Genomic DNA, 23,248 nt, shown 5'->3' with positions numbered 1-23,248 from the left:
ACACGCCTTCACGGAGTGAAGGCGTGAGTGTTTATTTTATTTTTATATCGTCAAAAATAATTTTGACCATTTCGCAATCGATTCTTTTGTGTGTGTAGACATGCATAGGAATATGGGGGGTGATTCTTTTTATTTTAAGTTCCAGCCGTGAGTTTGCAAGACATTTTAATACTGAACATATGTGAGGTAATATTGCCGACCCTAAAGAGCTTATAACCATCTCGACGATAGATGTTATATTTTCCGACACAATGACTTTCGAATCCGCATCCATGTCTTTTCCTATTCCATCTGCGGCCATCTTGGTTAAATGATTATTGATTAAATGTGCATGCTCTTTGTGAATAAAAATATCTCTAGATGTTGAATTTACATCATTAACAAGATAAAGGAATAAATTTGCCGGAACAATATTATAATTACAGGGATCAATTTTAATTATCGACTCATCATTTATGATGAGATCGGTAGAGTCATCGATAAAAGTGGTTAGTATGGTTTCTTTTTCTCTTTTATTAAATTGGTTGGCAATGAATGAAGATAGGAAAGAGAGCTCCTCACAGATGAATACTTTAATTATATCTTTATCTCCTCTCATTTTAAATTCAAGCGACCTTAGCGTATGGAAATGTCCTTCGGTCAAAGAGTAAATTCTCTTTCCGTACTGGGTCAGGATCATTTTATTATTCTCAAAAACAAAAAGTTTATTGTTTATTCTGCTCTCCAGTTTTTTAATCATGGAACAGACGGCGGGAGAAGTTATATTTAGTTCTTCAGCCGCCAGTTTTATCGACATTTTTTCTGCGACACTGATAAAAGTGTTTAGTTCTCTGGATGTGAACATCATATTTCCTTATATACGATTGGTTTTTCTTCCCTGGAAATATAATCATGATTTATTTTATTTTAATGAATTATTTCAAACTTTCATTGGGTTTGAAATTGTTAATTGGTTAACTTACATTAAGGTTTTCTTATTTTACATTATTAACGTCTGCGGATAGTCTCTCCCTATATTCATTTAAATAAATCTGGGTTGATAAAATACTTTCGGAGGATAGGTTGATCTTTAAAAATCCTGACGATGCCCAGTTGATAACATGGATGATCATTGGGTTGGTCTCAGCATGGGGAGGTGTCGTTAGATATATCATGGATGTTAAAAATGACAAGGCCGAATGGCGATGGATCGGTGTTTTTTTTCAGGTCATCGTATCGGCTTTTACTGGAATTTTGGGGGGGTTACTCAGTTTTGAGATGGGCAGCAGCATATATATGACCTGCGCAATTGCGGGCCTGTTTGGCGCCATGGGCAGTGGCGCAATAGATCTAATTGCTAACAGGATCTTGGCCAGAAATGGAGTTAAGTGATGAAGCGTTTCTTTTTTAGTCATCGTAGTGAACAAAATCTACAGGGGGTTCATCCCGATTTGGTAAGGGTAGTGCGTGCGGCATTAGCGCTTAGCGAGGTGGACTTCTGTGTGATTGAAGGGGTCAGAACAGTAGAAAGGCAGCGGGAATTAAAGCGTCAAGGACTTAGCCAAATTTTAAATAGCCGGCATTTGACCGGGCATGCCGTCGACCTGGCACCAATTAAGGATAAGATTATTCCATGGGAGTGTTGGGAATTCTTTGCCATGGTGGCGGACGCGATGAAGGCATCCGCCAAGATAGCGGGCGTGCCTATTATTTGGGGCGGGGATTGGCCGAATTTTAAAGACGGTGTCCATTTTGAGCTTCCGAGAGAGATATATATCTAAGAATCAAAGTGCTCTCCATTTGTAGTTAATCGTTTGATAACGCACATTCAATTTTAGAAAATTGACCATCAGATACAAAAAGTAAAATATAAATGCGAGATTCATAACCAAAGAAGGAAAGTAATATGAGTAACGCTGCATTGAGAACTTTCTATAAAAGTCATGATTCAGGTGTATTTAATGGCATGTCAGTTTTTCTGTATCGGAAGGATGTGGATTTTTATAGTGAAATCTATGTCAATTACTATAAAAATGGCGGTTGGCGTTCGGCAGAGTTAAAAACGCCTGATGAGTTTTTATTCTCAAAAACGGCATTCTTCGTGAAAGATTACAATGGGAATGCGTCACATATCATTTTCTCTTCTCTGGTGGGGAACGATGAAAGTGTCATGTATATCTCGAAGATCGAGAGTCAAGGCGAGGAAGTGACGTTCTCTGAACCTAAAGCGCTCAGTTTTATTAATGTTCACACGGTCGTGATCGGCAGCGCTTCTTCAGTCAGCGGTGTAATTTTTATCTCTGTCGTTGATGAGAGCTCCAGGAGCGCGTATGCCGTGGCGATCGATTCGGAAAGCTATGACCCGCTTTCATCGGTTGAGCGGATTGCCGAGCCGTTATCATCCCGTTATTTCGATGAAATGAGGAATCAATTGACCGGCGCTATTTCGCTGTTTAGTGACGATCGACAAGGGTGCTTCTTGCAGTTGAGTAACGAGAGTGAAAACATCTCGGTGATTAAGCTCTCCTTTAATGCGACAGGCGGGCTATCTCTCGCCAGGATCTTTGTGATCACCGAGGATGATATCGGCGCGTTTTCCGGTTTGTATGATAAGGAAAAAAGCATATTGATTACATGCTATTCCCAATTCAATTCACAATCGCAAAACTGGAATATTAATGGCGTAGCCAATAAGGTTTTCTCTAAGCAAGATGCTCAGCAAGAAGCCATTTATGCTGCATTGCCATTAAACAGTAGCCCAGGAATTTATTACCGACCACAGGTGATGAGAAATGAGACGGGTTATGCCGTATCGTGGGAAGGGGCGATGAATTTACATTTGCGAGAGTTTAACGAGAGTATTAATGCCACATCGCCGGAGCGCTATTACCCGGCAAATAAACCAGGCAATCATCGTACGGCTGCGGTTAATGGCCGGTATTTTGTGGGATACCAGGATGACTGCTCCGAGCCGCGTTTTGTCGGCCTTGAGTATAAAAATGGTGAAATTTAATATTATCCTATATGAGGTGAAAAATGGCGATTACTGAAATTAAGGTATCCGAGTGTTTTAGCTATATCGAAGATGCCGGAAAACGGCGGTTTGAGATTAAAATTTTCTCTGCATCTTCTAACGACCTCAAAGATAAAGGCGTATCGGTCTATTACGACGAAACAGATTTGCTGTTAGCCGCAACCGGCATTGAAAAGAACCTGCAGCCCGCGTTCGAATTGGCGCTTGATCAGAACGTAGAAGAGTTTATGTCAATCGTCAGAAAAGAAGGTTTTAAAACCTACAGGATTCGGGTAGAGGAGAATATTGCCGATGGCACCATAGGCGAAGTTTTCTTTAACGATATCCAGTTCCTGGACGTTGAGCCGGAGATCACCAATATCATTATCGATGATGATGACGAACAGGGTACGGCTAACGTTCAGGTATTGGTTAAGTATTATTCTCCTGGCGTATCGCTTAGTTTGACTAATGAAAAGTACGATAAAGAATTTGAATTTTCTGATTTTGAATACGATGAAGTTTTGGAGGTGTGGAAAAGCGAAATATTAGTGGATAAGAGTTTTGGTAAATGCAATGAAAAGTTGAAATTCTCGATAAATGGCGAGTATTTAGGTGTGGACCTTCCATGCACATCGGAATGGTCTACGCACATTGAACTAGATGAAACATTAAATGGAGTATGTATGAATACCAACTGGCAACCCGGCTTTAATATTTTTTGGGATGATGTTTCTAATGATTCTATTCGCGACTTGCAAGTGACCAGCAAGTCGGGCTATATGTTAGCGACTTATTATGCACCGCAGGCATCAACACGAAACTATACGCTGATGACACGAATGCAAACCCCAGCAGGTGCACTGCGTCAGCCGTTGTCAATTTGCAACTTGCAAGGGGGTATCAACAAAGATGCCAACACCACGACCATCGACGGGACAGATAATTTTGTTGCCGTTTGGGCCGGCAACTTCAGCGGCCGCTTTAAAATTTATGGCCGCCCATTTACCGCCGGTCAGAATGGCATTACCTCAACGGAGTTCCAGGAGATCGATCTAAGCGGCGGCAATGGCGATTACACCTGCCCGCGAATTATCTATAACCCAACCAGCAAACTGCTTCTGGCCACCTGGGTATCGGTTGCCGAGAAAAAGATCCAGGGCGTATTCCTGGATCCGAATACGTTAGAAAAAATGAGCTATGATTTTGACATTAGCACTAATATCCATACGGGTTATAACAGTGCGGGTATCGACCTCGGGACGACGACGGTGGAAAATATTGTCCTGATGAACCATGGTGAGAAGATTGTCATCGCCTACCTGGAAAAAGTGGGCGAGCTGAAGTTCCTGAGCATTGGCAAGCCTGTTGGCGGCACGCCGCCGGTTAACCCGATGACACAGTACTCACAGGCCCAAATGGGTAAATTCCATGCGGCTCTGGATCCTCAGACCAATAACATCATGCTGGTTTATGTTTTGGGTCAGGATATTTATGGCGCGAAACTCAAAGTGTTTGCTAAAGAGGGTGCGGAGGTCTATGCGGCGAATAAGCTGAATAGCATCTCCTCCGGTAACCCTTCGTTCCCATATATCAATAAGGCAGTCACCGCTCAGGAAAACTATGAGTTCCATGTGGCATGGAGTTCGGCTTCTCTGGGTGCCTTCTTCAACCGATTTGACGAGAACTTCTTCTCGATTGATGCGGAGACCCAGGTTAATGGTGCCAGCAACAACTCGAGCATGTACCCTAAGCTGGCGGCCAGTGATAACCAGCTGGCGATGCTGTTCCAGGCTACTCGCTACGACAGCATTGCGCTGAAAGGGCAAGGCATTCTGTCTTACGTAAAAGCGCGTAATTGACGTTAGCTAGTTTGACAGCGTTGTAACCTGAGGCCGGTTGATGAGTTCATCAACCGGTTTTTTATCGTAATATGCCAACCGTTTTCCGAATCGCGTTTATCGATACAACAGCGTCATGGCGCTGAAAAACAGCAGCGTCAACAGGATGATAATGGCGTTTTGCACCGCTTTGCGCACCAGACGGCTGGCGCTCAGGCGGCTGTCGATGGCGTAAAGCACCGGCACCATCAGCAAAACGTAAGCGAACATCAGCATGGCGGTAAAAGGTTGCAGGCTCATTTTGGCTGTTCCCCGGCGGCTGGGGGAGCATGACGCGCCATGGCGCAAAACGCCGTCTGCAAAATTCTCTTGTGGTGCATTGGAATATGATCGAGCATACGCCTCCGGGTGAGGCCGCCCGAAGGCGGCCGACTGCTTACTGCCTGTCGTGGAGAATGATTGCCGGCCACTGCCGGGGCCAACGCAAACATAATATTGCGAATGATAATCATTATCAATATTTGAGGTGAAGTTTTTTGCGAAAATTATGCACGGGTACCGTCTTTAACTGCGCGGCGAGACAAGGAAGGAAATGATTAATGAGAGCGTTATTTTTGCTGGCCGTGGTTTTTGCGTTGTCGGGTTGTGCCGGCCAGGCTGGCAGCCTCTGGGGCGTGGTGCCGCAGAATACCGATGTTTGCCCGCAGGGCAAGAACTCGGTGACCGGAGAATGCCGCTGATAGCCTCAGGACGCCGCTTTCTCGACACCTTAAAGTAAAAAAGCACGCCCTGCGGCGTGCTTTTTGCGTTTACTCAACTGCAGTGGTTACTTTGCATCAGGCAGCGCGTAGGCAACGATGTAGTCGCCCAGTTTGGTGCCGAATGAGCCGTGGCCGCCGGCGGAGATCACCACGAACTGCTTGCCGTTGGCCTCATAGGTCATCGGCGTCGCCTGGCCGCCTGCCGGCAGCCGCGCTTCCCACAGTTTTTCACCGTTGCTCACGCTGAAGGCGCGCAGGTAGTTGTCTGCGGTGGCGCCGATAAAGAACAGGTTGCCGGCGGTGGAAACCGGGCCGCCCAGCATCGGCATGCCCATTTTGAACGGCAGCGGCAGCGGGGAGCTGTCGCGCACGGTACCGATGCGTTTTTTCCACACGATGTCGTTGGTTTTCAGATCAACGGCGGAAATGTAGCCCCAGGCCGGCTGTTTGCACGGCAGGCCAAACGGCGACAGGAACGGGTTCAGGGTCACGCCGAACGGCACGCCGTACTGCGGTTGCACGCCGGATTCGGTGCCGCTGCCGCCTTTGTCACCCTCTGGCGGTTCAATCGGGTTGCCCGGGCCGCGTGGGATCAGCTTGGAAACGAACGGCAGCGCGATCGGGTTGGCGATGGCTATCTGACGGTCGGTGTCGACGGACAGACCGCCCCATTCGAACATGCCGAGGTTACCCGGGAACACCAGGGTGCCCTGCTCGGAAGGCGGGGTGAAGGTGCCTTCGTAACGCAGGCTGTGGAACATCACGCGGCACACCAGCTGGTCGTAGATGGTGGCGCCCCACATGTCCGCACCGGTCAGTTTTTTCTCGGGGCGGAAGGTCAGTTCAGAGAACGGCTGGGTTGGCGACAGGCGATCGCCTTTGGCCGGGCCCTGCGGCACCGGTTTCTCCGGCGCCGGTACCACCAGCTCGCCGTTGGTGCGGTTCAGCACGAAGATGTTGCCGGTTTTGGTCGGCACATAGATCACCGGCACCTTGTTGCCGCTCTTGTCGGTAATGTCCGCCAGGGTCGGCTGCGCCGGCACGTCCATATCCCACAGATCGTGGTGCACGGTTTGGTAGAACCACACCAGCTTGCCGGTCGAGGCGTTCAGCGCCAGCAGGCCGCTGGCGTAGCGCTCCATTTCCGGCGTGCGGTCGCCGCCCCAGATGTCCGGGGTGGTTACGCCCATCGGCAGGTAGACGATGTCCAGCTTGGCGTCATAGGCGGCAGGCGCCCAGGAGTTCGGGGAGTTCGGCGTGAAGTGATGCTCGTCCGCCGGGATGGCGTTAGGATCTTTCGCGCCCGGATCGAAGGCCCACAGCAGCTTGCCGCTGTTGACGTCGAAACCGCGGATCACGCCGGAAGGCTCACGGTTCGAGTAGTTGTCGGTGACGGCGCCGGCGACGACGATCACGCTGTCGGTGATGACCGGCGGCGAGGTCGGCTCATAGTGGCCCGGCGTTGCGTACGGCATGTTGCTCTGCAGGTTCAGTTCGCCGTTGTTGGCGAAGTCCGGGCAGCGTTTGCCGCTGTCCGCATCCAACGCAAACAGACGGCCGTCGTTCACCGGTAAAATGATGCGGCGTGCGCACAGCGCAGGCGAAGCCTCTGCCGTTGCACCCGCAGCCGCTGCGGTTTCATGATAGGACACGCCGCGGCAGGTGATGTGCTGGAAGGTCGGATTGGACTTCAGCTGCGGATCGAACAGCCATTTCTGTTTACCTGTCGCCGCGTCCAGGGCGAACAGCTTCTGGTGCGGGGTGCAGAGATACAGCGTGTCGCGGATTTTGATTGGGGTGACTTCATTGGTGATTTCACCCGGATCGTTGGCGGTTTTCAGGTCGCCGGTCTGGAAGCGCCAGGCTTCCTGCAACTGGCCGACGTTTTTGTCGTTAATCTGGCTCAGCGGAGAGTAACGCGTGCCTTCCTGGGTGCGGCCATAGGCCGGCCAGTCTGCGGCGGTGGCGTCTTTCGGCTGAACCTGCGCAGCGTTGAGGGTGCCGTTGATCTCTTGCGGATCGTTAAACACCGAATAAGCCAACGCGATAACCGTGATAACCAGCGCGGCGCTCAGCGCGCCATAGGCCAGTTTGCCGTTGGCAATCAGGCGCCGGTAAATAAACGGCAGCACCAGCCATAGGCCGAAGAAGAAGGTGACGTCCAAACGCGGCGTCAACGCCCAGAAGTCCGGGCCCACTTCCCACAGCGCCCAGGCGGTGGTGCCGAGCAGGAAGATGGCGTACAGCAGCAGCGCGGTGGCGCGGCGGCGGAACAGCAGCCAGGAAGTGGCCAGCAGCACCAGGCCGGCGATGATGTAATACAGCGAACCGCCCAACTTGGCCAGCCAAATGCCGCCCCCGAGCAGATAGAGCCCGCTCAGGGCGGCAAATAGCGCCGTCAGAATGAGCAGCGGCGATAATGACGCTTTATTTTGCATAGCAATACCCTTACCAAAAATGAAAAGTCCCCGATTTAGAGATTAAGCTAAATCCAGAAAAACACGCGTTTTCTCCCAAAATATCTATGTTGCTGTAGAACATAGCCCGCGCATTAACCTTATGGTGCTTTGCCTTGTTTCAAAGCCGTAAAAAGGGAATGGACGACGCCACCCCAGCCGGCTTTCGGCGCCGGCCCGCAACAAGTGGCCGCCGGCGTTATAGACACCGGCCGAGAGTATCCTGATGCTTTCGGCAGGTGTCAATTCCCCCAATATTTTCACACCAAAACAATCACTCCGCTGACATATGCGGGGTCGGCCGCCGCGCCATGGGGGCAGGCTGCCAAAGGGGCGATGCTTGCGCGGCATTATTAATGCCCGCGCCGGGTCAGGAATAGCCATCTGTTGCTCCATGTACATGACGCTAAACGGGAAGGGGAAATGCATCCTGCTGCAAGTATAGGTTGTTCTGATGTCAAACGCCTGAGGATGAAAAACATGCTGGCCGCAGCGCTACGCTGGAAAATGGATCCATGGCTGGCGTTAATTCATGCGTTGTTTGCTAGGATATTTCTAATAAAAATGGTCCGGCAGTGTTTCGTCTATTTTCATAAGAATTAGATATGGGTTATTTTTATTTTTTTGTAATTTTAATATGTTGTTATTGGTGACTATTGTTCTTGTCATTAACATTCCCATACGTTATGCGTTAATTTGGTTAGTTTGTTGATTTTGTTGGTATTTTTTATTTTTATTTTAAGTTTTATTTTTAATCTAAATAAAATAATATTCGCTCTCATATTTTTCTTTACGACTAACGTTAACCAGAAACGCCGCTTCTAACGCAGCGGCGTTGCCGCATTGCGTCAGTATCGTCCTGATATATATCCAATGACTATATTTAAAAGGAATTAATTAATGGAAATGATTACTGTCTCGCCCTATACCCAGACGTTCTGGAATGAGTATGTTCTTAATCCGCAATCATGCGAGTACAACCTGGTGCTCGACCAAACCATTGAAGGAGATTTGGATATCGACAGGCTGCGCGCTGCGGTAGAGCGGGTGAGCAGGGACTATATTCTTTTCCACCACGTACTGGACGATACGCACCCTCAACTGCGGTGGGTGAAAACCGCCAAGCCCATCACTCTGGAAATGCTGGATGCCGAATGTGACGTCGGCAGGCTGGCGAACACGCCTTTCGACCTGCGTGCGGGGCCGCTGTGTCGGTTTTACCTGATTGAACGAGCGCCCCGGCGCTACCAGCTGATGATTATCGTTCACCACGTGCTGATTGATGGCCTCGCCGGCCAGGAGTTTTATGGCGCCGTCGCCGCGTATTACAACGACCCGGCGGCGATCGCGGCGCCAGGCGACATCGGCAGCCTGAACGCACTGTATCAGCGGTATGAGCAGGACATCGCTACCCTAAAGGAGACCTGCGGCTCGCCGGCATTTTGGCGCGAACTGCTGGCGGACTGCCCGCCGCGGGTGGAGTTGCCCTATCTGGCCAACCGGCGCGCCGCAGCGGGCAGCGCCGGGGAAGTGCGTTTCACGCTGCCGTTTGACCAATGGCAAAGCCTGAAGGGCGGGGTTAAATTCGCCAACCCATTCCTGATATTCAAAACGCTGTGGGCGCTATTGATCGCCCGTCAGTCGCCGCAGGAAAAGGTGTATATCGGCTATCCCATCGCCGCCGAAGGCGGAGAGGCTCTGTACAGCGGCGCCCAGGTCAATAGCGCCGTTTTCCCGCTGGCGTTGACGCCGGGCGCGACCTTCCGCGAGCTGTATCAGGCAACGCTGGGCTACAGCAAGGCGCTCCGGGCCTCGGGCCGGCTGCGCCACACCCGGCTGCCGGTGTATGACATGCTGCGCCAAAGCCAGATCCGTCAGCTGAACGTCAACTTTACCCAGGCCTACCTGAAAGACGCGCCGCTGGCGCTGGAGGGGTGTCAGGTCACCGTCAACCACCGTTTCAACGTGGACCTGGCCGGCTCAGAGCTGCTGCTGGAATACCAGCCCTCCGAACAGGGCTTCGAGTTCAGGCTGCGTTACCGGGCAGACCTGTTCGATGAGACGCAGATGGCGGAGATGGCGGAGCAGTATGGCTATTTGCTGCGCCGCGTCCTGAGCGAGCCGGACCTGCCGATCGCCGCGCTGCCGCAGTTGACGCCGCAGCAGGCCAGGCGCATGCGTGACCAATGGGCCAGCGGCCAGGATGTGCCGCCCGCGCCGGCGGCCACCTTGCTCGACGGCGTTGAAAGATACGCCGGTCGCCACCCCGAGCGCATCGCGCTGGTCGACGCGGCAGGGGAGATAGCCTACGGGCAGCTGGCGCAGCGCAGCAGCCTGCTGGCGCTGCGGCTGCGGGCGGAATATCTGCGGCTTTGCGGTGAAGAGATGCCGGCGGATACGGTTATCCCGCTGTACATGCAGCGCGGCGCCGCGGCGGTGGTGGCGATGCTGGCGATCATGAAGGCGGGCGGCGCCTATGTGCCGTTGGATCCGGATACGCCCGACCAGCGTTTGGCCTATATTCTGCAAGACGTCAACAGCCCGATCGTCGTTACCGACGGCGCCGGGCTGGACGCCGCACGGCGGCTGGCGCCGCACAGCCTCTGCCTGTTGGCCGACGCCGCGCCGGAGCCGGGGGATACGGCGCCGCTGCCGACGATCGACGCGCGGCAGCTGGCGTATGTGATTTATACCTCCGGCACCACCGGGCGGCCAAAGGGCACGCTGTGTGAGCATCGCGGTGCGGTCAACATGGTGCGCGGCCACGCTCAGCGTCTGCTGCGGCAGGAAAGCGGCGTGCTCAACTGCCTGCAGTTCGCCTCGCTGGCCTTCGATGCGCACGTGTTCGAAGTGTTTATCGCCCTCGGCAACGGGCACCGTCTGTTTATCGCCGGCGACCCACAGCGACGCGATCCGGCGCTGTTGGCCGATCAAATGGCGGCGTGGCGGATCCATTTCTGTTTCCTGCCGCCCGCGCTGCTCGCCACCCTGCCAACGCTGCCGGACTCGGTGCGGCATCTGGGCCTGGGGGGCGAGGCGACGTCGCAGGACGTGCTCGACCATTATCTGGCGCAGGGGCTGCAGGTGGTCAATATGTACGGGCCGACCGAGGCCGCGGTCAGCGTCTGCCTTAATATTTACCGCCGCAACGGCGCGCGCAATATCGGCCATGCTATCGCCAACATGCACTGCTACGTGGCGGATGCGGACTGCAACCTGCTGCCGTTGGGCGCAGAGGGGGAGCTGTGCCTTTCCGGCGTCGGGCTGGCGCGGGGATACCTGAATATGCCTGAGCTGACGGCCTCCGCCTTTGTCGACAACCCCTTTAGCCAGGAAGCGGACTACCGCCGCCTGTATCGCACCGGCGATCGGGTGCGCCGCCTGGCCGACGGCAGCCTCGAGTATCTCGGCCGTCAGGATCAGCAGGTCAAGATCCACGGTTATCGCATCGAACTGGGCGAAATTGAAATGCAGATGCGCGCCATGGCCGAAGTGGCCGAGGCGGTGGTCGCCGTGCGCCGGCAACCGACGGCGCAGCTGCAGGCCTGGTACGTGTTGCAGCCCGGCTGCAGCCTGTCCGCCGCCGAGATCTGCCGGCGGCTCGCCGCGCAGCTGCCGCACTATATGCTGCCGACGGCGCTGCTGGCCGTGCCGGCGATCCCGCTGACGGTGAGCAGAAAAGTGGATTTCCGGGCCCTGCCGGAGCCGGAGGCGGTCGAACGGCAGGCGGCGTTCCGCCAGCCGGGCAGCCCGCTCGAAAGCCGGCTGCTGGCGCTGTTCAACCAGCTGCTGGACTGCCGGGCCGGGGTGGACGATCACTTCTTCCGCCTGGGCGGCAACTCGATTTTGGCCATCAGGCTGTGTCACGAAGTCAACAGGCAACTCGGCATGAAGATGTCGGCGCAGACCCTCAACCAGTACCCGACGGTGGCGATGCTGAGCGAGCACCTCGGCGCGCCGCAGCCCGACGCGCCGGATGAGGTTGGCGTTACCGCCACCGGGCGGCGCGAGGGGCCGCTGTCGTCCCAGCAATCGCGCCTGTGGTTTATGCAACAGCTGGCGCCTGCCTCCGTACACTATCTTTCCCCGGTGTTGCTGCAGTTGGCCGCCGGGGTCGATGGCGATCGTTACCGTCAAAGCCTGCAGGCGGTGGCGGCGCGCCATCAGGTGTTGCGCAGCCTGATCCGTCAGGATGAGCAGGGGGTGGCCAGGCAGACGACGGTCGACGCGCCGCTGGCGGTGCCGCTGCATGTCCTGAGCGCCGGGGAGTTCTCCGCGGCCTTGACGCAGGCGCTGCAGCAGCCGATGGATCTGACCCGCGAACCGCCGCTGCGTGCGGCGCTTTATCGCTATACCGATGAAGCGGGGCGGGAGAGCACCGCCAGCCTGCTGGTGTTCCACCATATCGCCTTTGACGGTTGGTCGCTGGAGGTGTTGCTGCAGGAGCTGGATGCCGAATATCGCCGCGTTGGCCAGCCGCCGGCGGCGTTGCAATACCTCGACTATGCGCTTTGGCAGCAGACGCCCGAGCAGCTGGGCGCGCAGGCGCAGGCGCTGGCGTTTTGGCGCCGCGAACTGGAAGGATGCCAACCGCTCTGTCTGCCGCTGGACGCCGCGCGCTCCGGCGTATTCGACCTGCGCGGCGATAACTGCGAAGCCCGGCTGCCGGCGGAGCTGGTGAGCGCGCTCGAGGCGCTGGCGCGCCGGGAGGGCGTCACGCTGCATGCGGTGCTGCTGGCGGGGTTCAGCCTGCTGTTGTCCCGCTATGCGGGGCAGGATGACGTGCTGGTGGGCACTCCCCTGGCCAACCGCAGCCGGCCGGAGTTGGCGAACCTGATCGGGTTCTTCGTCAACACGCTGCCGCTGCGCCAGCAGATCGATCATCGCCACAGCGTCACCGCGTTTATTCGCCAGGTGGCGGAGACCACGCTCAGGGCGCAACAACACCAGGCGCTGTCGCTGGAGGTGCTGGTCGACAGCCTGCAGCTGCCGCGCGATTTCTCGCGCCATCCGCTATTTCAGGTGATGTTCGCCCTGGAGAACGACGGCGCGGCGGCGAACCGGCCGGACTGGTTGTCCGTGGTCGATCTGAGCGGCCGCGAGGAAACCGCCAAGTTCGATCTCACCCTGACGCTGACGCCGGATGACGGGCAGATGCGCGCCCGTTTCAACTTTGCCGTCGCGCTGTTCAGCAAGGCCTCGGTGGCGCGCCTGGCGGAATACTACCTCGCCATCCTGCAGCAGATGGCCCGGCACGGCGACTGGCCGCTGGAACAGCTCAGCCTGCAGCCGCATCCCCCGGCAGCAGGCGATGCGCGGGCGCTGCAGTACCCCTTTGAGCGCCCCCTGCAGCAGGACTTTATTCGCCATGCCCGGCGCAACCCGCAGGCGGTGGCGATCGTCGACGCGCTGGGCGAAATGACCTACGGCGAGCTGTATATTGCGGCCCTGACGCTGGCTACCCAGCTGCGTCTGCAGGGGCAGGTGGTCGGCGAGGCGATCGCGATTGTCGCGGACAAAGGGCGCAAACAGCCCGTCGCCATGCTGGCGGCGCTGATGTGCGGCAAGGCATTTTTGCCGATGGATGCGAGCTGGCCGCCGCAGCGGCGGCTGCGGGTGATGGCGCAGGCCGGCGTCAATACGCTGCTGAGCGACGAGGACTGGACGGCGGAAGGGATCAACCGGATTGAACTGGGCGCGGACGGCCTGGCGCACGCGCTGCCGGCGCCTGCACGGCTGTTGCCGGCGATCGACGCCGCAGCGGGTGATTTGGCCTATATCATTTTCACTTCCGGCTCGACGGGAACGCCAAAAGGGGTGGCGATCGAACACCGCAGCGTGGTGAACATGATAGAGGGCGTGCAGCGCTATTTCGCCTTTGACGAGCGGGATCGCAGCCTGGCGCTCAGCGCGCTGAGCTTTGACCTGGCGATTTACGATATTTTCGGCCCGCTGAGCGCAGGCGGCGCGGTGGTGATGCCGGCTGAACGGGACAGGGCCAATCCGCAGGCCTGGTACCAGCTGATGATCGCCCACCGGGTGACGCAGTGGCTGAGCGCGCCGGCGTTGATGGAGCTGCTGCTGGATTATGTCAAGGGCGCCGGGTTGACGTCTGGCCCTGAGCCGGCGCTGCGGGCGGTGATGGTGGGCGGCGACTGGATCGCCACCTCGCTGCCGGCGCGCTGCCGCGAGTGGGCGCCGCACAGCCGTTTTTGCAGCGCCGGCGGCGCGACCGAGGCGGCGGTGTTTTCGATGCTGCATGAGGTGCCGCCGGGGCAGCGGATCCTGTCCGCCAGCATTCCCTACGGCAGGCCGCTGCCGCACCAGCGCTGCCATATTCTGGATGCCTGGCTGCGCCCGGCGCCGGCGGGCGTCAGGGGGGAAATCTATCTGGCGGGTGAAGGCCTGGCGCGCGGTTATTACGGCGATCCGCAGCGCACCGCCGACAGTTTCTTCTGGCATGAAGGGCTGCAGGAGCGCGTTTATCGCACCGGCGACGCCGGCCGCCTGCTGGAAGACGGTAACGTGGAGTTTATGGGGCGCATCGACAGCCAGGTCAAACTCAACGGCTACCGCATTGAGCTGGGCGAAATCGAAAATATCGCGCTGACCTGCCCGGGCGTTACCGCCTGCTGCGTGGTGCCGATCGCGCATCCGCAACCCTACCTGGCCGCCTACTTCGTCGCCGGGGACGGGGTGGACGCCGAAGCGCTGGCGCGGCATCTGAGCGGCCAACTGCCGCAGTACATGATGCCGCGCGCCTTGGTGCCGCTGGCGCAGCTGCCGCTCACCGAGAACGGCAAGATTGCCCGCCAGGCGTTGCCGCAGCCAGAGGGCGAGCGGCGCGCGTTCGCCGCCGCGCAAGACGCCTGGGAACAGGGCTGCGTCGACATCTGGCGCACGCTGCTGAAGCTGCCGGAGATCGGCGTCGAGGACAATTTTTTCGCGCTGGGCGGCAACTCCATTTTGGCTATCCAGGCCTGCTATCAGATCGGCCACCGGCTGCAACGGGAGGTGACGCTGGGCGAACTGGGCCAGTTCCCGACCATTCGTTCGCTGTGTCAGGCGCTGCGCCTGCGCGGCGAAGACGAGGCGCCGCTGTCGATACCGGCTTTGCAACGGCAAAGCTACCCGCTTTCATCCTCGCAGATGCAGCTGTGGTTTATCGAAAACCTGAACGGCGGCAGCGCGCTCTATCATGTGCCGATGCTGTTCCGCTTCTCGGAGGCCGCGAACCTGGCGCACTATGCGCGCAGTTTGCAGGCCGTGGTGGCCCGGCATCAGGCGCTGCACAGCCGGGTGTGTCAGAGCGAGGCCCGCATCGCCGTTTCCCGCCCCCATCCGGCGGCGTTAGTGGTGCAACGGCTGCAGACCGATGCCGAAAGCTGGCGGCAAGGGTTGCAGCGGGACATCGATCGCCCGTTCGATCTGGCGGCGGAGCTGCCGATCAGGGCGGTCATTTATGACGTTGAGCAGCCCGACGGCGCGACGCTGCATTACGGCCTGATCCTGGTGCACCATCTGGCGTTTGACGGCTGGTCGCAGCGGCTGTTGCTGCAGGAGCTGGACGGTCTGTATCAGGCGCAGCGGCAGGGGCTGCCGCCTGCACTGCCGGCCCCGGCGCTGCAGTACGGCGATTACGCCGTCTGGCAGCAGGATTATCTGGGCACGGCGCAGGCCGACGCGGCGAAAGACTACTGGCGGCAGCGCCTGGCGGGCTGGCAGACGCTGGAAATGCCGCTCGACCTGGTGCGCCCGGCGCAGTTCGATCACCGCGGCGCCAATCATGCCGTCGCGCTGCCTGCGGCGCTGGTGGCGCAGGCGGCGAGTTTCGCCCAGCGCGAAGGCGTGACGCCTTTTGCGCTGTATCTGGCGGCGTTCAACCTGCTGCTCGGCTATTTCAGCGGCCAGCAGGACATCCTGGTCGGCACCCCGGTCGCCAACCGGCCGACGGCGGAGGCGCGTTCTGCGATCGGTTTCTTCGTCAACACCTTGCCGTTGCGTTCACAGATCGACGACGAACAGCCGTTGGCCGACTACGTTCGCGACGTTTTTAACGCAGTGCTGCAGGCGCAGCGTCACCAGGGGCTGCCGCTGGAGTTGATCATCGATCTGCTGCAGGTGCCGCGCGATCTGTCCCGGCATCCGCTGTTCCAGACGATGTTCGTGCTGGAAGACGGCGGGGCGCAGCCCGCGCTGCCGGATTGGCTGACGCCGCAAAGCCTGGTGGAGCATTACCAGGCGGCGAAGTTTGACCTGACGCTGAGCATTCATCTGGAGCAGGGTGAGGGGCAGGCGGTGTTCAACTACGCCACCGCTTTGTTCAGCCCGGCCACGCTGGAGCGTCTGGCGGGCTACTATCAGGCCATTTTGCAACAGATCGTCGCGCAGGGCAGCCGGCGCGTCGGCCAACTGGCGCTGGTGCCGGCGGCCGAGGTGGCGCGCCAACGAGCCTTCCGCGAATCCTGTCCGCCGGTCTACGACTTCGAGCGCGCCATTCACCACGACTTTATTCGCCAGGCCGCTCAGCACCCGCAGCGGGTGGCGATAGTCGACGCCCTCGGTGAGTTGACCTACGGCGAACTCTATCGTCTGGCGTTAACGCTCTCGCTGCAGCTGCGCCAGCATGCGGACATGTCGGCCGAAACCCTGGCGGTGATGGTGGATAAGGGGCGGGCGCAGATCGTGGCGGTGCTGGCGATACTGATGGCCGGCAAGGCCTATTTGCCGCTGGACGGCGCCTGGCCGGAACAGCGGCGGCTGGATATCCTCGGGCAGTCGCAAACCCGGGTGATCCTCAGCAGCAGGCGCTGGCGGACCAACGGCGAGGCCCGGCTGCTGGTGATTGACCCGCAGGGCGTGGTGGCGGAGCTGCCGCCGGCGGCGCAGGGCGAACCGGTGCTGCCGGCGCCTTCCGCGCTGGCCTATGTGATCTTCACCTCCGGCTCCACCGGCACGCCGAAAGGGGTGGCGATAGAGCATCGCGGCGCGGTGAACAGCATCGTCGATACCCTGCAGCAGTTGGCGATCGGCGCAGAGGACCGCGGGCTGGCGCTCAGCGCTCTGAGCTTCGACATTTCGGTATTCGATATTTTCGGCCTGCTGTCGGTCGGCGGGGCGCTGGTGATGCCGTCTGAAGCCGAACGCTACCAGCCGCAGGCCTGGCATCGCCTGCTGATGACGCAGGGGGTAACCTTCTGGAACTCTGCGCCTTCGGTGATGACCCTGTTGGTTGAACACCTGGAGTCTGACGGCGAAACGGCACATTGGCCGGCGCTGCGCAACGCGGTGTTGGTGGGCGAGGTTATCGCGCGGCCGCTGCCGGCGCGCATTCGGCAGCGGCGGCCGGGCTGCCGGGTGGTCAGCGCCGGCGGCGCCACGGAAAGCTCAATCTGGTCGATTCTGTACGATATTCCCGATGCGCCGATAACCGCCCCCAGCGTGCCCTACGGCCAGGCGATGGCGCACCAGCGTTTTTACGTGCTGGACCGCCAGCTGCGGCTGCTGCCGCCTTGTCTGCCGGGCGAGCAGTATATCGGCGGCGCCGGCGTCGCCCGCGGTTATTACCGCAATCAGCCGCTGACCGACGAGAGGTTCATTTATCACCCCGAACTGGGGGAGCGGCTGTACCGCACCGGCGACGCCGGTCGCTATCTGCCGGACGGCAACCTGGAGTTTCTCGGGCGTATGGATTTCCAGGTCAAAATCAACGGCTACCGCGTGGAGCTGGCGGAGGTGGAGCAGTGCGCGCTGGCCTTCGGCCCGATCAAATCCTGCTGCGCCATCGTGCGGCAGGGGGCGTCACAGGAGCTGCTGGCGCTGTATTACGTCTGCGACGAGCCGCTGGCGGAGCCTGAACTGCTGGCGTTTATGAGCCGGCAGCTGCCGCTGTATATGATACCGACGGCGCTGATGCGGCTGGAAGCGCTGCCCTACGGCACCAGCGGCAAGCTGGATCGCAAGGCGCTGCCGGCGCCGGAAATGCGCGAAACGCAGGACTATGTCGCGCCGGAAAGCGCGCTGGAACGGCAGCTGTGCGCGCTGTGGCAGGAGGCTTTGCAGCTGGAGCGGGTCGGCATGACGGACGATTTCTTCTCGCTGGGCGGCACCTCGATCAAGGCGATATCGCTGTGCCTCGCCATGTCGGCGCTGCTGGGCGCGCCGCTGCCGGTGGTGAAGCTGTTCCGATGCCGCAGCCTGCGCAATCTGCTGTCCGCCGGCGAACAGCCGTTGGTGGCGCCGCTGAATAAGGCCACAGACGCGGCGCCGGCCTTGTGGATGATCCACCCGGCGCTGGTCGGGGCGGAGGCGTTCCATCCTTTTGCCCAACGGCTGCAGGGGAAGCTGAACTGCTACGGTGTCGATAACTACAACCTGTACCACCGCCCGACGATCGATTCGCTCGGCGAGCTCGCCGAACGCTACCTCAGCGAAATGATCGCCAACGGATTGCTGAACGGCGCGCAGCCGGTGCGTATCCTCGGCTGGTCGCTGGGGGGGCTCATTGCGCTGGAGATCGCCGCCAGGCTGGAGGCGCGCGGCGTGCGGGATGTTCATCTGTATTTGCTGGACAGCTTCTATCAGCAGCGGGTGGCGGAACTGCCGGTGGCGGAACTGCTGCCGCTGCTGGGCATTGAGGGGGAAGCGGCCAGGCGCGCGGCCGCCGTCGCCGAGGTGGAAGGGCGCTTGGCCGCCGGCACGCTGAGCCGCGGTCTGCAAAGTACCCGGGTCACGCTGTTCAAAGCCATGCAGCTCAACCCGCAGCTGCCGCAGCAGGCGATGATGCCGCTGCTGGCGCTGGCGGATAACGGATTGAGCGCCGTCTGCCACAGTGTGCAGGTGATCCCGTTGGCCTGCCATCACCACAATATTTTGCAGTGCGGGGAGGAGATCGGGGCGATGCTCGGCGTGGGGCAATAACGCCGAACCGGCGGTGGCGCAGGCTGCCGCCGGATTGATGAATCAGGCTCATAAGCTTAACCCCATTTGGCCCATAGTCACGGCGGCGGCCGCCTTCTAGAGTAACCACTGGCCGGCGGCCGCCGGCAACGGCTTGAGGGCCGAAGAGACTGAACCTGGAGAAATGACATGCAAAAACGCAAATTGGGCAACGGCGGGCTGGAAGTCTCGGCGCTGGGCCTCGGCTGTATGGGCCTGAGCTTTGGTTACGGCCCGGCGACGGATCGGCGGCAGGCGATCGAACTGATCCGCTCGGCGGTCGACGACGGCGTGACCTTTTTCGACACGGCGGAGATTTACGGGCCGTTTATCAATGAAGAGCTGCTCGGCGAGGCGTTGGCGCCGGTGCGCGATCGGGTGGTGATCGCCACCAAGTTCGGTTTTGAGCTGCCGCAGCCGGATGGCAAGCAGGTGCTGAACAGCCGCCCCGAACATATCCGCCAGGCGGTGGAGGGCTCGTTGCGGCGCCTGCGGGTGGAAAGTATCGATCTGTTGTATCAGCACCGGGTCGATCCTGCCGTGCCGATTGAAGAGGTGGCCGGTACGGTGAAGCAGCTGATTCAGGAAGGCAAGGTGAAACATTTCGGCCTGTCGGAGGCCGGGGCGCAGACCCTGCGCCGCGCTCATGCGGTGCAGCCGGTAACGGCGCTGCAAAGCGAATATTCGCTATGGTGGCGTGAGCCGGAGCGGGAGATTTTGCCGACGTTGGCGGAGCTGGGCATCGGTTTCGTGCCTTTCAGCCCGCTGGGTAAAGGCTTCCTGACCGGCGCCATCAACGAAAACACCGCCTTCGACAGCTCGGATTTCCGCAACCAGGTGCCGCGTTTCAGCGCCGAAGCGCGCAGGGCCAATCAGGCGCTGGTGGCGGTGTTGGGGCAGATAGCGGAGCAAAAGGGCGTTACGCCGGCGCAGATCTCCCTGGCCTGGCTGCTGGCGCAGCAGCCGTGGATCGTGCCGATCCCGGGCACCACCAAGCGCCATCGGCTGGAGGAGAACCTCGGCGCGGCGGAGATCGCCCTGACGGCGGGGGAACTGGCCGATATCGGGGTGGCGTTGGCCGCCATCGAGGTGCAGGGCGATCGTTACCCGGCGCATCTGCAGCAGAACGTCGGGCGTTAAGCCCGGTAGCGCAATGCATTGACCAGCAGAGCGAAGGCGGTGGTGTGCTGCCTGCGGCTGGGGTAGTAGAGGTAGTAGCCGGGGAACGCGGGGCACCATTCCTCAAGCACCTTGCGCAGGCGGCCGCTCGCCAGCTCTTGCGTGACGGTGTCTTCCGGTACAAAGGCGATGCCGAGGCCAAACAGCGCGGCGTCGATCCTTTGGCGCAGGCTGTTGAAGGTCAGCTGGCCGTCGACCCGCACCTTGATTTCGCGGCCGTCGCGTTCAAACTCCCAGGCATAAAGGCCGCCCATGGTGGGCAACCGCATATTGATGCAGCGATGATTCTGCAGATCCTGCGGGCCGTTGGGCACGCCGAATTGCGCAAAGTAAGCCGGTGACGCGATGGGCACCATGCGCATTTGCGGCCCGATGCGCACGGCCACCATATCTTTTGCCACCTGTTCGCCCAGACGAATGCCGGCGTCAAAGCGCCCGGCGACGATATCTGTCAGGGTATTGTCGACGGTGATTTCCACGTTGATATCCGGATAGTCGGCGAGAAACGATCGCAGCACCGGCCACAGCACCGAATCAACGGCATGTTCCCCGGCGGTGAGGCGGATATTGCCGGCGGGCCGATCGCGCATTTCGCTCAGCGCGTCCAGCTCGTTCTCAATTTGCGCAAAGTGCGGGCCGATGCTGTTCACCAGCCGCTCTCCGGCCTCGGTGGGGGCGACGCTGCGGGTGGTGCGGGTCAATAACCGCAGCGCCAGCCTCTCCTCCAGCCCCCTGATGCCATGGCTGAGCGCGGACTGCGACACGCCGAGCTTGGCCGCCGCCTTGGTAAAGCTGCGTTCTCTGGCTACCATCAGGAAAGCAATCAAATCGCTAAAGTTCTCTTTTAACATCCCGGCTCCCGCTGGTTGGCGAAAATTCGTCTCGGCATTCTATACCCTTGTTCGAGAGGGTACAGCCGCAGATTTATGAGTTTTACTCATAGCTCCTTGCGTATTTTGCCATCTAGCGCCCATCGGCTGCCGGCGGTATCTTTTCGTCATCACGTCCGATTATCTTGTCACTGTCAGCGTCGGCAGCCTGTGCCGAAGCGGAGGAAAAAATGAAGATTCAACGCAGCGGTTCCTTGCCTTCCCAACGCGGCCCGGAAAACTACTTTACCGGCCAGGTGCGCATCGACGCCCCTTTCGCCGGCACTGAACCGGCCCGGGTAGGCGGCGCCACCGTCACCTTCGAACCCGGCGCCCGCACCGCCTGGCATACCCATCCGCTTGGCCAGACGCTGATCGTCACCCAGGGGCGCGGCTGGATCCAGGTGTGGGGCGAAGCGGTCCAGGAAATGAACCAGGGCGATATCGTCTGGATCCCGGAAGGGGTGAAGCACTGGCACGGCGCCACGCCCGACACCGCCATGACCCATATCGCCATCGCCGAGTCGCTGAACGGCAGCCCGGTGACCTGGATGGAAAAGGTCACCGATGCGCAGTACCAACGCTAGCCGCCATCAATCTCCTGCTGTTCGCAAAAGCGCAGCCGGTTGCCGAAGGGAGCGGTACAGCGCCGTTATCAGGCGCTCAGGCCGCCGAGGCAGAGATACTTGATCTCGAGATAGTCTTCGATGCCGTATTTTGACCCTTCGCGGCCCAGGCCGGAGTTTTTCATGCCGCCGAACGGCGCCACTTCGGTGGAGATCAGCCCCTCGTTGATGCCGACGATGCCGTATTCCAGCGCTTCGGCCACCCGCATCACCCGGCCGATATCGCGGCTGTAGAAGTAAGAAGCCAGGCCGAACGGCGTGTCGTTGGCCAGTTCGATGGCTTCGTCTTCATGGGTGAAGCGGATCAACGGGGCGACCGGGCCAAAGGTTTCTTCGCGGAAGATTTTGGCCTCGCGCGGCACGTCGGTCAGGATGGTCGGGGCATAGAAATTATGGCCCAGCGCGTGCGGTTCGCCGCCCAGCAGCACCGAGGCGCCGTGTTTGACGGCGTCGGCGATATGTTCGCTGACTTTCTCCACCGCTTCCTGATTGATCAGCGGGCCGAGGGTGACGCCGTCGTCCATGCCGTTGCCGACCTTCAGCTTTGCCACCGCAGCTTTCAGCCTGGCGGCGAAGGCGTCGTATATGCCGTCCTGCACCAGGAAACGGTTGGTGCAGACGCAGGTCTGGCCGGCATTGCGGTATTTTGACGCCACCGCGCCGGCGACCGCGGCATCCAGGTCGGCGTCGTCGAACACGATAAAGGGCGCGTTGCCGCCCAGTTCCATGCTGGTCTTTTTGATGGTCGGCGCGCACTGCGCCAGCAGCTGCGCACCCACCTCGGTGCTGCCGGTGAAAGACAGCTTGCGCACGTCGGGGTTGGCGGTCAGCTCACCGCCGATGGCCTTGCTGGGGCCGGTGATCACGTTGCACACCCCGGCGGGCAATCCGGCGCGCTCCGCCAGCACGGCAATGGCCAGCGCCGAAAACGGCGTCTGGCTGGCGGGGCGGATCACCCCGGTGCAGCCTGCCGCCCAGCCGGGGCCGGCTTTACGGGTGATCATCGCCGCCGGGAAGTTCCACGGGGTGATGGCGGCGAACACGCCGATCGGTTCCTTTTGCACGATGATGCGTCGCCCCGACTGGTTTTGCGGGATGGTATCGCCGTAGACCCGTTTGCCTTCCTCGGCGAACCATTCGATAAAGGACGCCGCATAGGCGATCTCGCCGCGGCTTTCGGCCAATGGTTTACCCTGTTCCGCCGTCATGATGCGCGCCAAATCATCCTGATTTTCCATCATCAGTTCAAATAGCTTGCGCAGCTTGCCGGCGCGCTCCTTGGCGGTCAATGCGCGCCAGGCGGGTTGGGCTTTTTTCGCGGCGGCGATCGCCAGCGCGGTTTCTTCTGCGCCGAAGGCGGGCACGCGGCCGACCGGTTCGCCGGTGGCGGGGTTGAGGATCTCGATCGCCTGACCGTCTTTAATCGGCAGCCATTGCCCGCCGATGTAGTTAGCTTCGCGGAACAGCGCGGGATCTTTGAGGGTGGTCGAAAAATGCATGCTCATCGGTTTCTCCTTGGCAGAATTCAATGGGGAATGGTCTGTCCCCTGCGACACCCTTTCACCCTAGCAAATTTTTTCGTCGCC

At 59.1% G+C, this 23,248-nt stretch carries 13 protein-coding genes; 8 read left to right on the top strand and 5 right to left on the bottom strand.

Translation table 11 applies throughout. The annotated features are described in order from the left end of the window. Positions 1–31: 31 nt before the first annotated feature. Positions 32–844, bottom strand: a complete 813-nt coding sequence (locus tag KHA73_RS15315; RefSeq protein WP_234585226.1) for a LysR family transcriptional regulator — start codon at positions 842–844, stop codon at positions 32–34. A 260-nt stretch (positions 845–1,104) separates the two neighbouring features. On the opposite strand from KHA73_RS15315, the gene KHA73_RS15310 reads away from it, so the two are divergent. From KHA73_RS15310 to KHA73_RS15295, 4 genes are all read left to right on the top strand, one after another. Then, complete coding sequence (locus KHA73_RS15310; RefSeq protein WP_234591288.1) at positions 1,105–1,371, top strand: phage holin family protein; 267 nt, start codon at positions 1,105–1,107, stop codon at positions 1,369–1,371. Next, a complete protein-coding gene (locus KHA73_RS15305) occupies positions 1,371–1,760 on the top strand; it encodes a M15 family metallopeptidase (RefSeq protein WP_234585225.1) in 390 nt (129 codons plus the stop codon). Before KHA73_RS15310 ends, KHA73_RS15305 begins: the two co-directional genes overlap by 1 nt. Before the next feature lie 125 nt (positions 1,761–1,885). Next, a complete protein-coding gene (locus KHA73_RS15300) occupies positions 1,886–2,992 on the top strand; it encodes a hypothetical protein (protein WP_234585224.1) in 1,107 nt (368 codons plus the stop codon). 23 nt (positions 2,993–3,015) lie between these two features. Next, positions 3,016–4,854, top strand: a complete 1,839-nt coding sequence (locus KHA73_RS15295) for a hypothetical protein (RefSeq protein WP_234585223.1) — start codon at positions 3,016–3,018, stop codon at positions 4,852–4,854. Positions 4,855–4,950: 96 nt separating this feature from the next. Here the strand turns inward: KHA73_RS15295 and KHA73_RS15290 are convergent, their stop codons facing one another. Beyond that, positions 4,951–5,133: a hypothetical protein gene (locus KHA73_RS15290; RefSeq protein WP_234585222.1), complete on the bottom strand. Its 183-nt coding sequence runs from the start codon at positions 5,131–5,133 to the stop codon at positions 4,951–4,953. Positions 5,134–5,432: 299 nt separating this feature from the next. Between KHA73_RS15290 and KHA73_RS15285 the strand changes: the two genes are divergently transcribed. After that, a complete protein-coding gene (locus KHA73_RS15285) occupies positions 5,433–5,573 on the top strand; it encodes a hypothetical protein (RefSeq protein ID WP_234585221.1) in 141 nt (46 codons plus the stop codon). Positions 5,574–5,659: 86 nt separating this feature from the next. Here KHA73_RS15285 and KHA73_RS15280 read toward each other — a convergent pair whose 3' ends face one another. Continuing rightward, entirely contained in the window at positions 5,660–8,032 is a 2,373-nt protein-coding gene (locus KHA73_RS15280) for a glucose/quinate/shikimate family membrane-bound PQQ-dependent dehydrogenase (protein WP_234585220.1), read from the bottom strand. Between the two features lie 918 nt (positions 8,033–8,950). Here KHA73_RS15280 and KHA73_RS15275 point away from each other — a divergent pair. Together KHA73_RS15275 and KHA73_RS15270 are read left to right on the top strand one after the other, a co-directional pair. After that, positions 8,951–18,970 carry a non-ribosomal peptide synthetase gene (locus KHA73_RS15275; protein WP_234585219.1) on the top strand — a complete coding sequence of 3,340 codons (10,020 nt, stop codon included), beginning with the start codon at positions 8,951–8,953 and terminating at the stop codon, positions 18,968–18,970. A gap of 168 nt (positions 18,971–19,138) precedes the next feature. Continuing rightward, complete coding sequence (locus KHA73_RS15270) at positions 19,139–20,128, top strand: aldo/keto reductase (RefSeq protein ID WP_234585218.1); 990 nt, start codon at positions 19,139–19,141, stop codon at positions 20,126–20,128. Here the strand turns inward: KHA73_RS15270 and KHA73_RS15265 are convergent. Beyond that, on the bottom strand, positions 20,125–21,018 hold the full coding sequence (locus tag KHA73_RS15265) for a LysR family transcriptional regulator (protein WP_234585217.1): 894 nt from the start codon (positions 21,016–21,018) through the stop codon (positions 20,125–20,127). The genes KHA73_RS15270 and KHA73_RS15265 overlap by 4 nt on opposite strands. Before the next feature lie 209 nt (positions 21,019–21,227). Between KHA73_RS15265 and KHA73_RS15260 the strand changes: the two genes are divergently transcribed. Next, the gene (locus KHA73_RS15260) at positions 21,228–21,623 is read left to right on the top strand and encodes a (R)-mandelonitrile lyase (RefSeq protein WP_234585216.1); all 396 of its coding nucleotides are present in this window, start codon (positions 21,228–21,230) and stop codon (positions 21,621–21,623) included. A 68-nt stretch (positions 21,624–21,691) separates the two neighbouring features. Here KHA73_RS15260 and gabD read toward each other — a convergent pair whose 3' ends face one another. Beyond that, positions 21,692–23,167: an NADP-dependent succinate-semialdehyde dehydrogenase gene (gene gabD / locus KHA73_RS15255; RefSeq protein WP_234585215.1), complete on the bottom strand. Its 1,476-nt coding sequence runs from the start codon at positions 23,165–23,167 to the stop codon at positions 21,692–21,694. Positions 23,168–23,248: the final 81 nt, after the last annotated feature.

This window comes from Serratia entomophila, from assembly GCF_021462285.1.
GTDB classification, from domain to species: Bacteria; Pseudomonadota; Gammaproteobacteria; order Enterobacterales; family Enterobacteriaceae; genus Serratia; species Serratia entomophila.
Note: the sequence above shows the minus strand (reverse complement) of the source record. Positions and strands in the feature narration are given on the sequence as shown.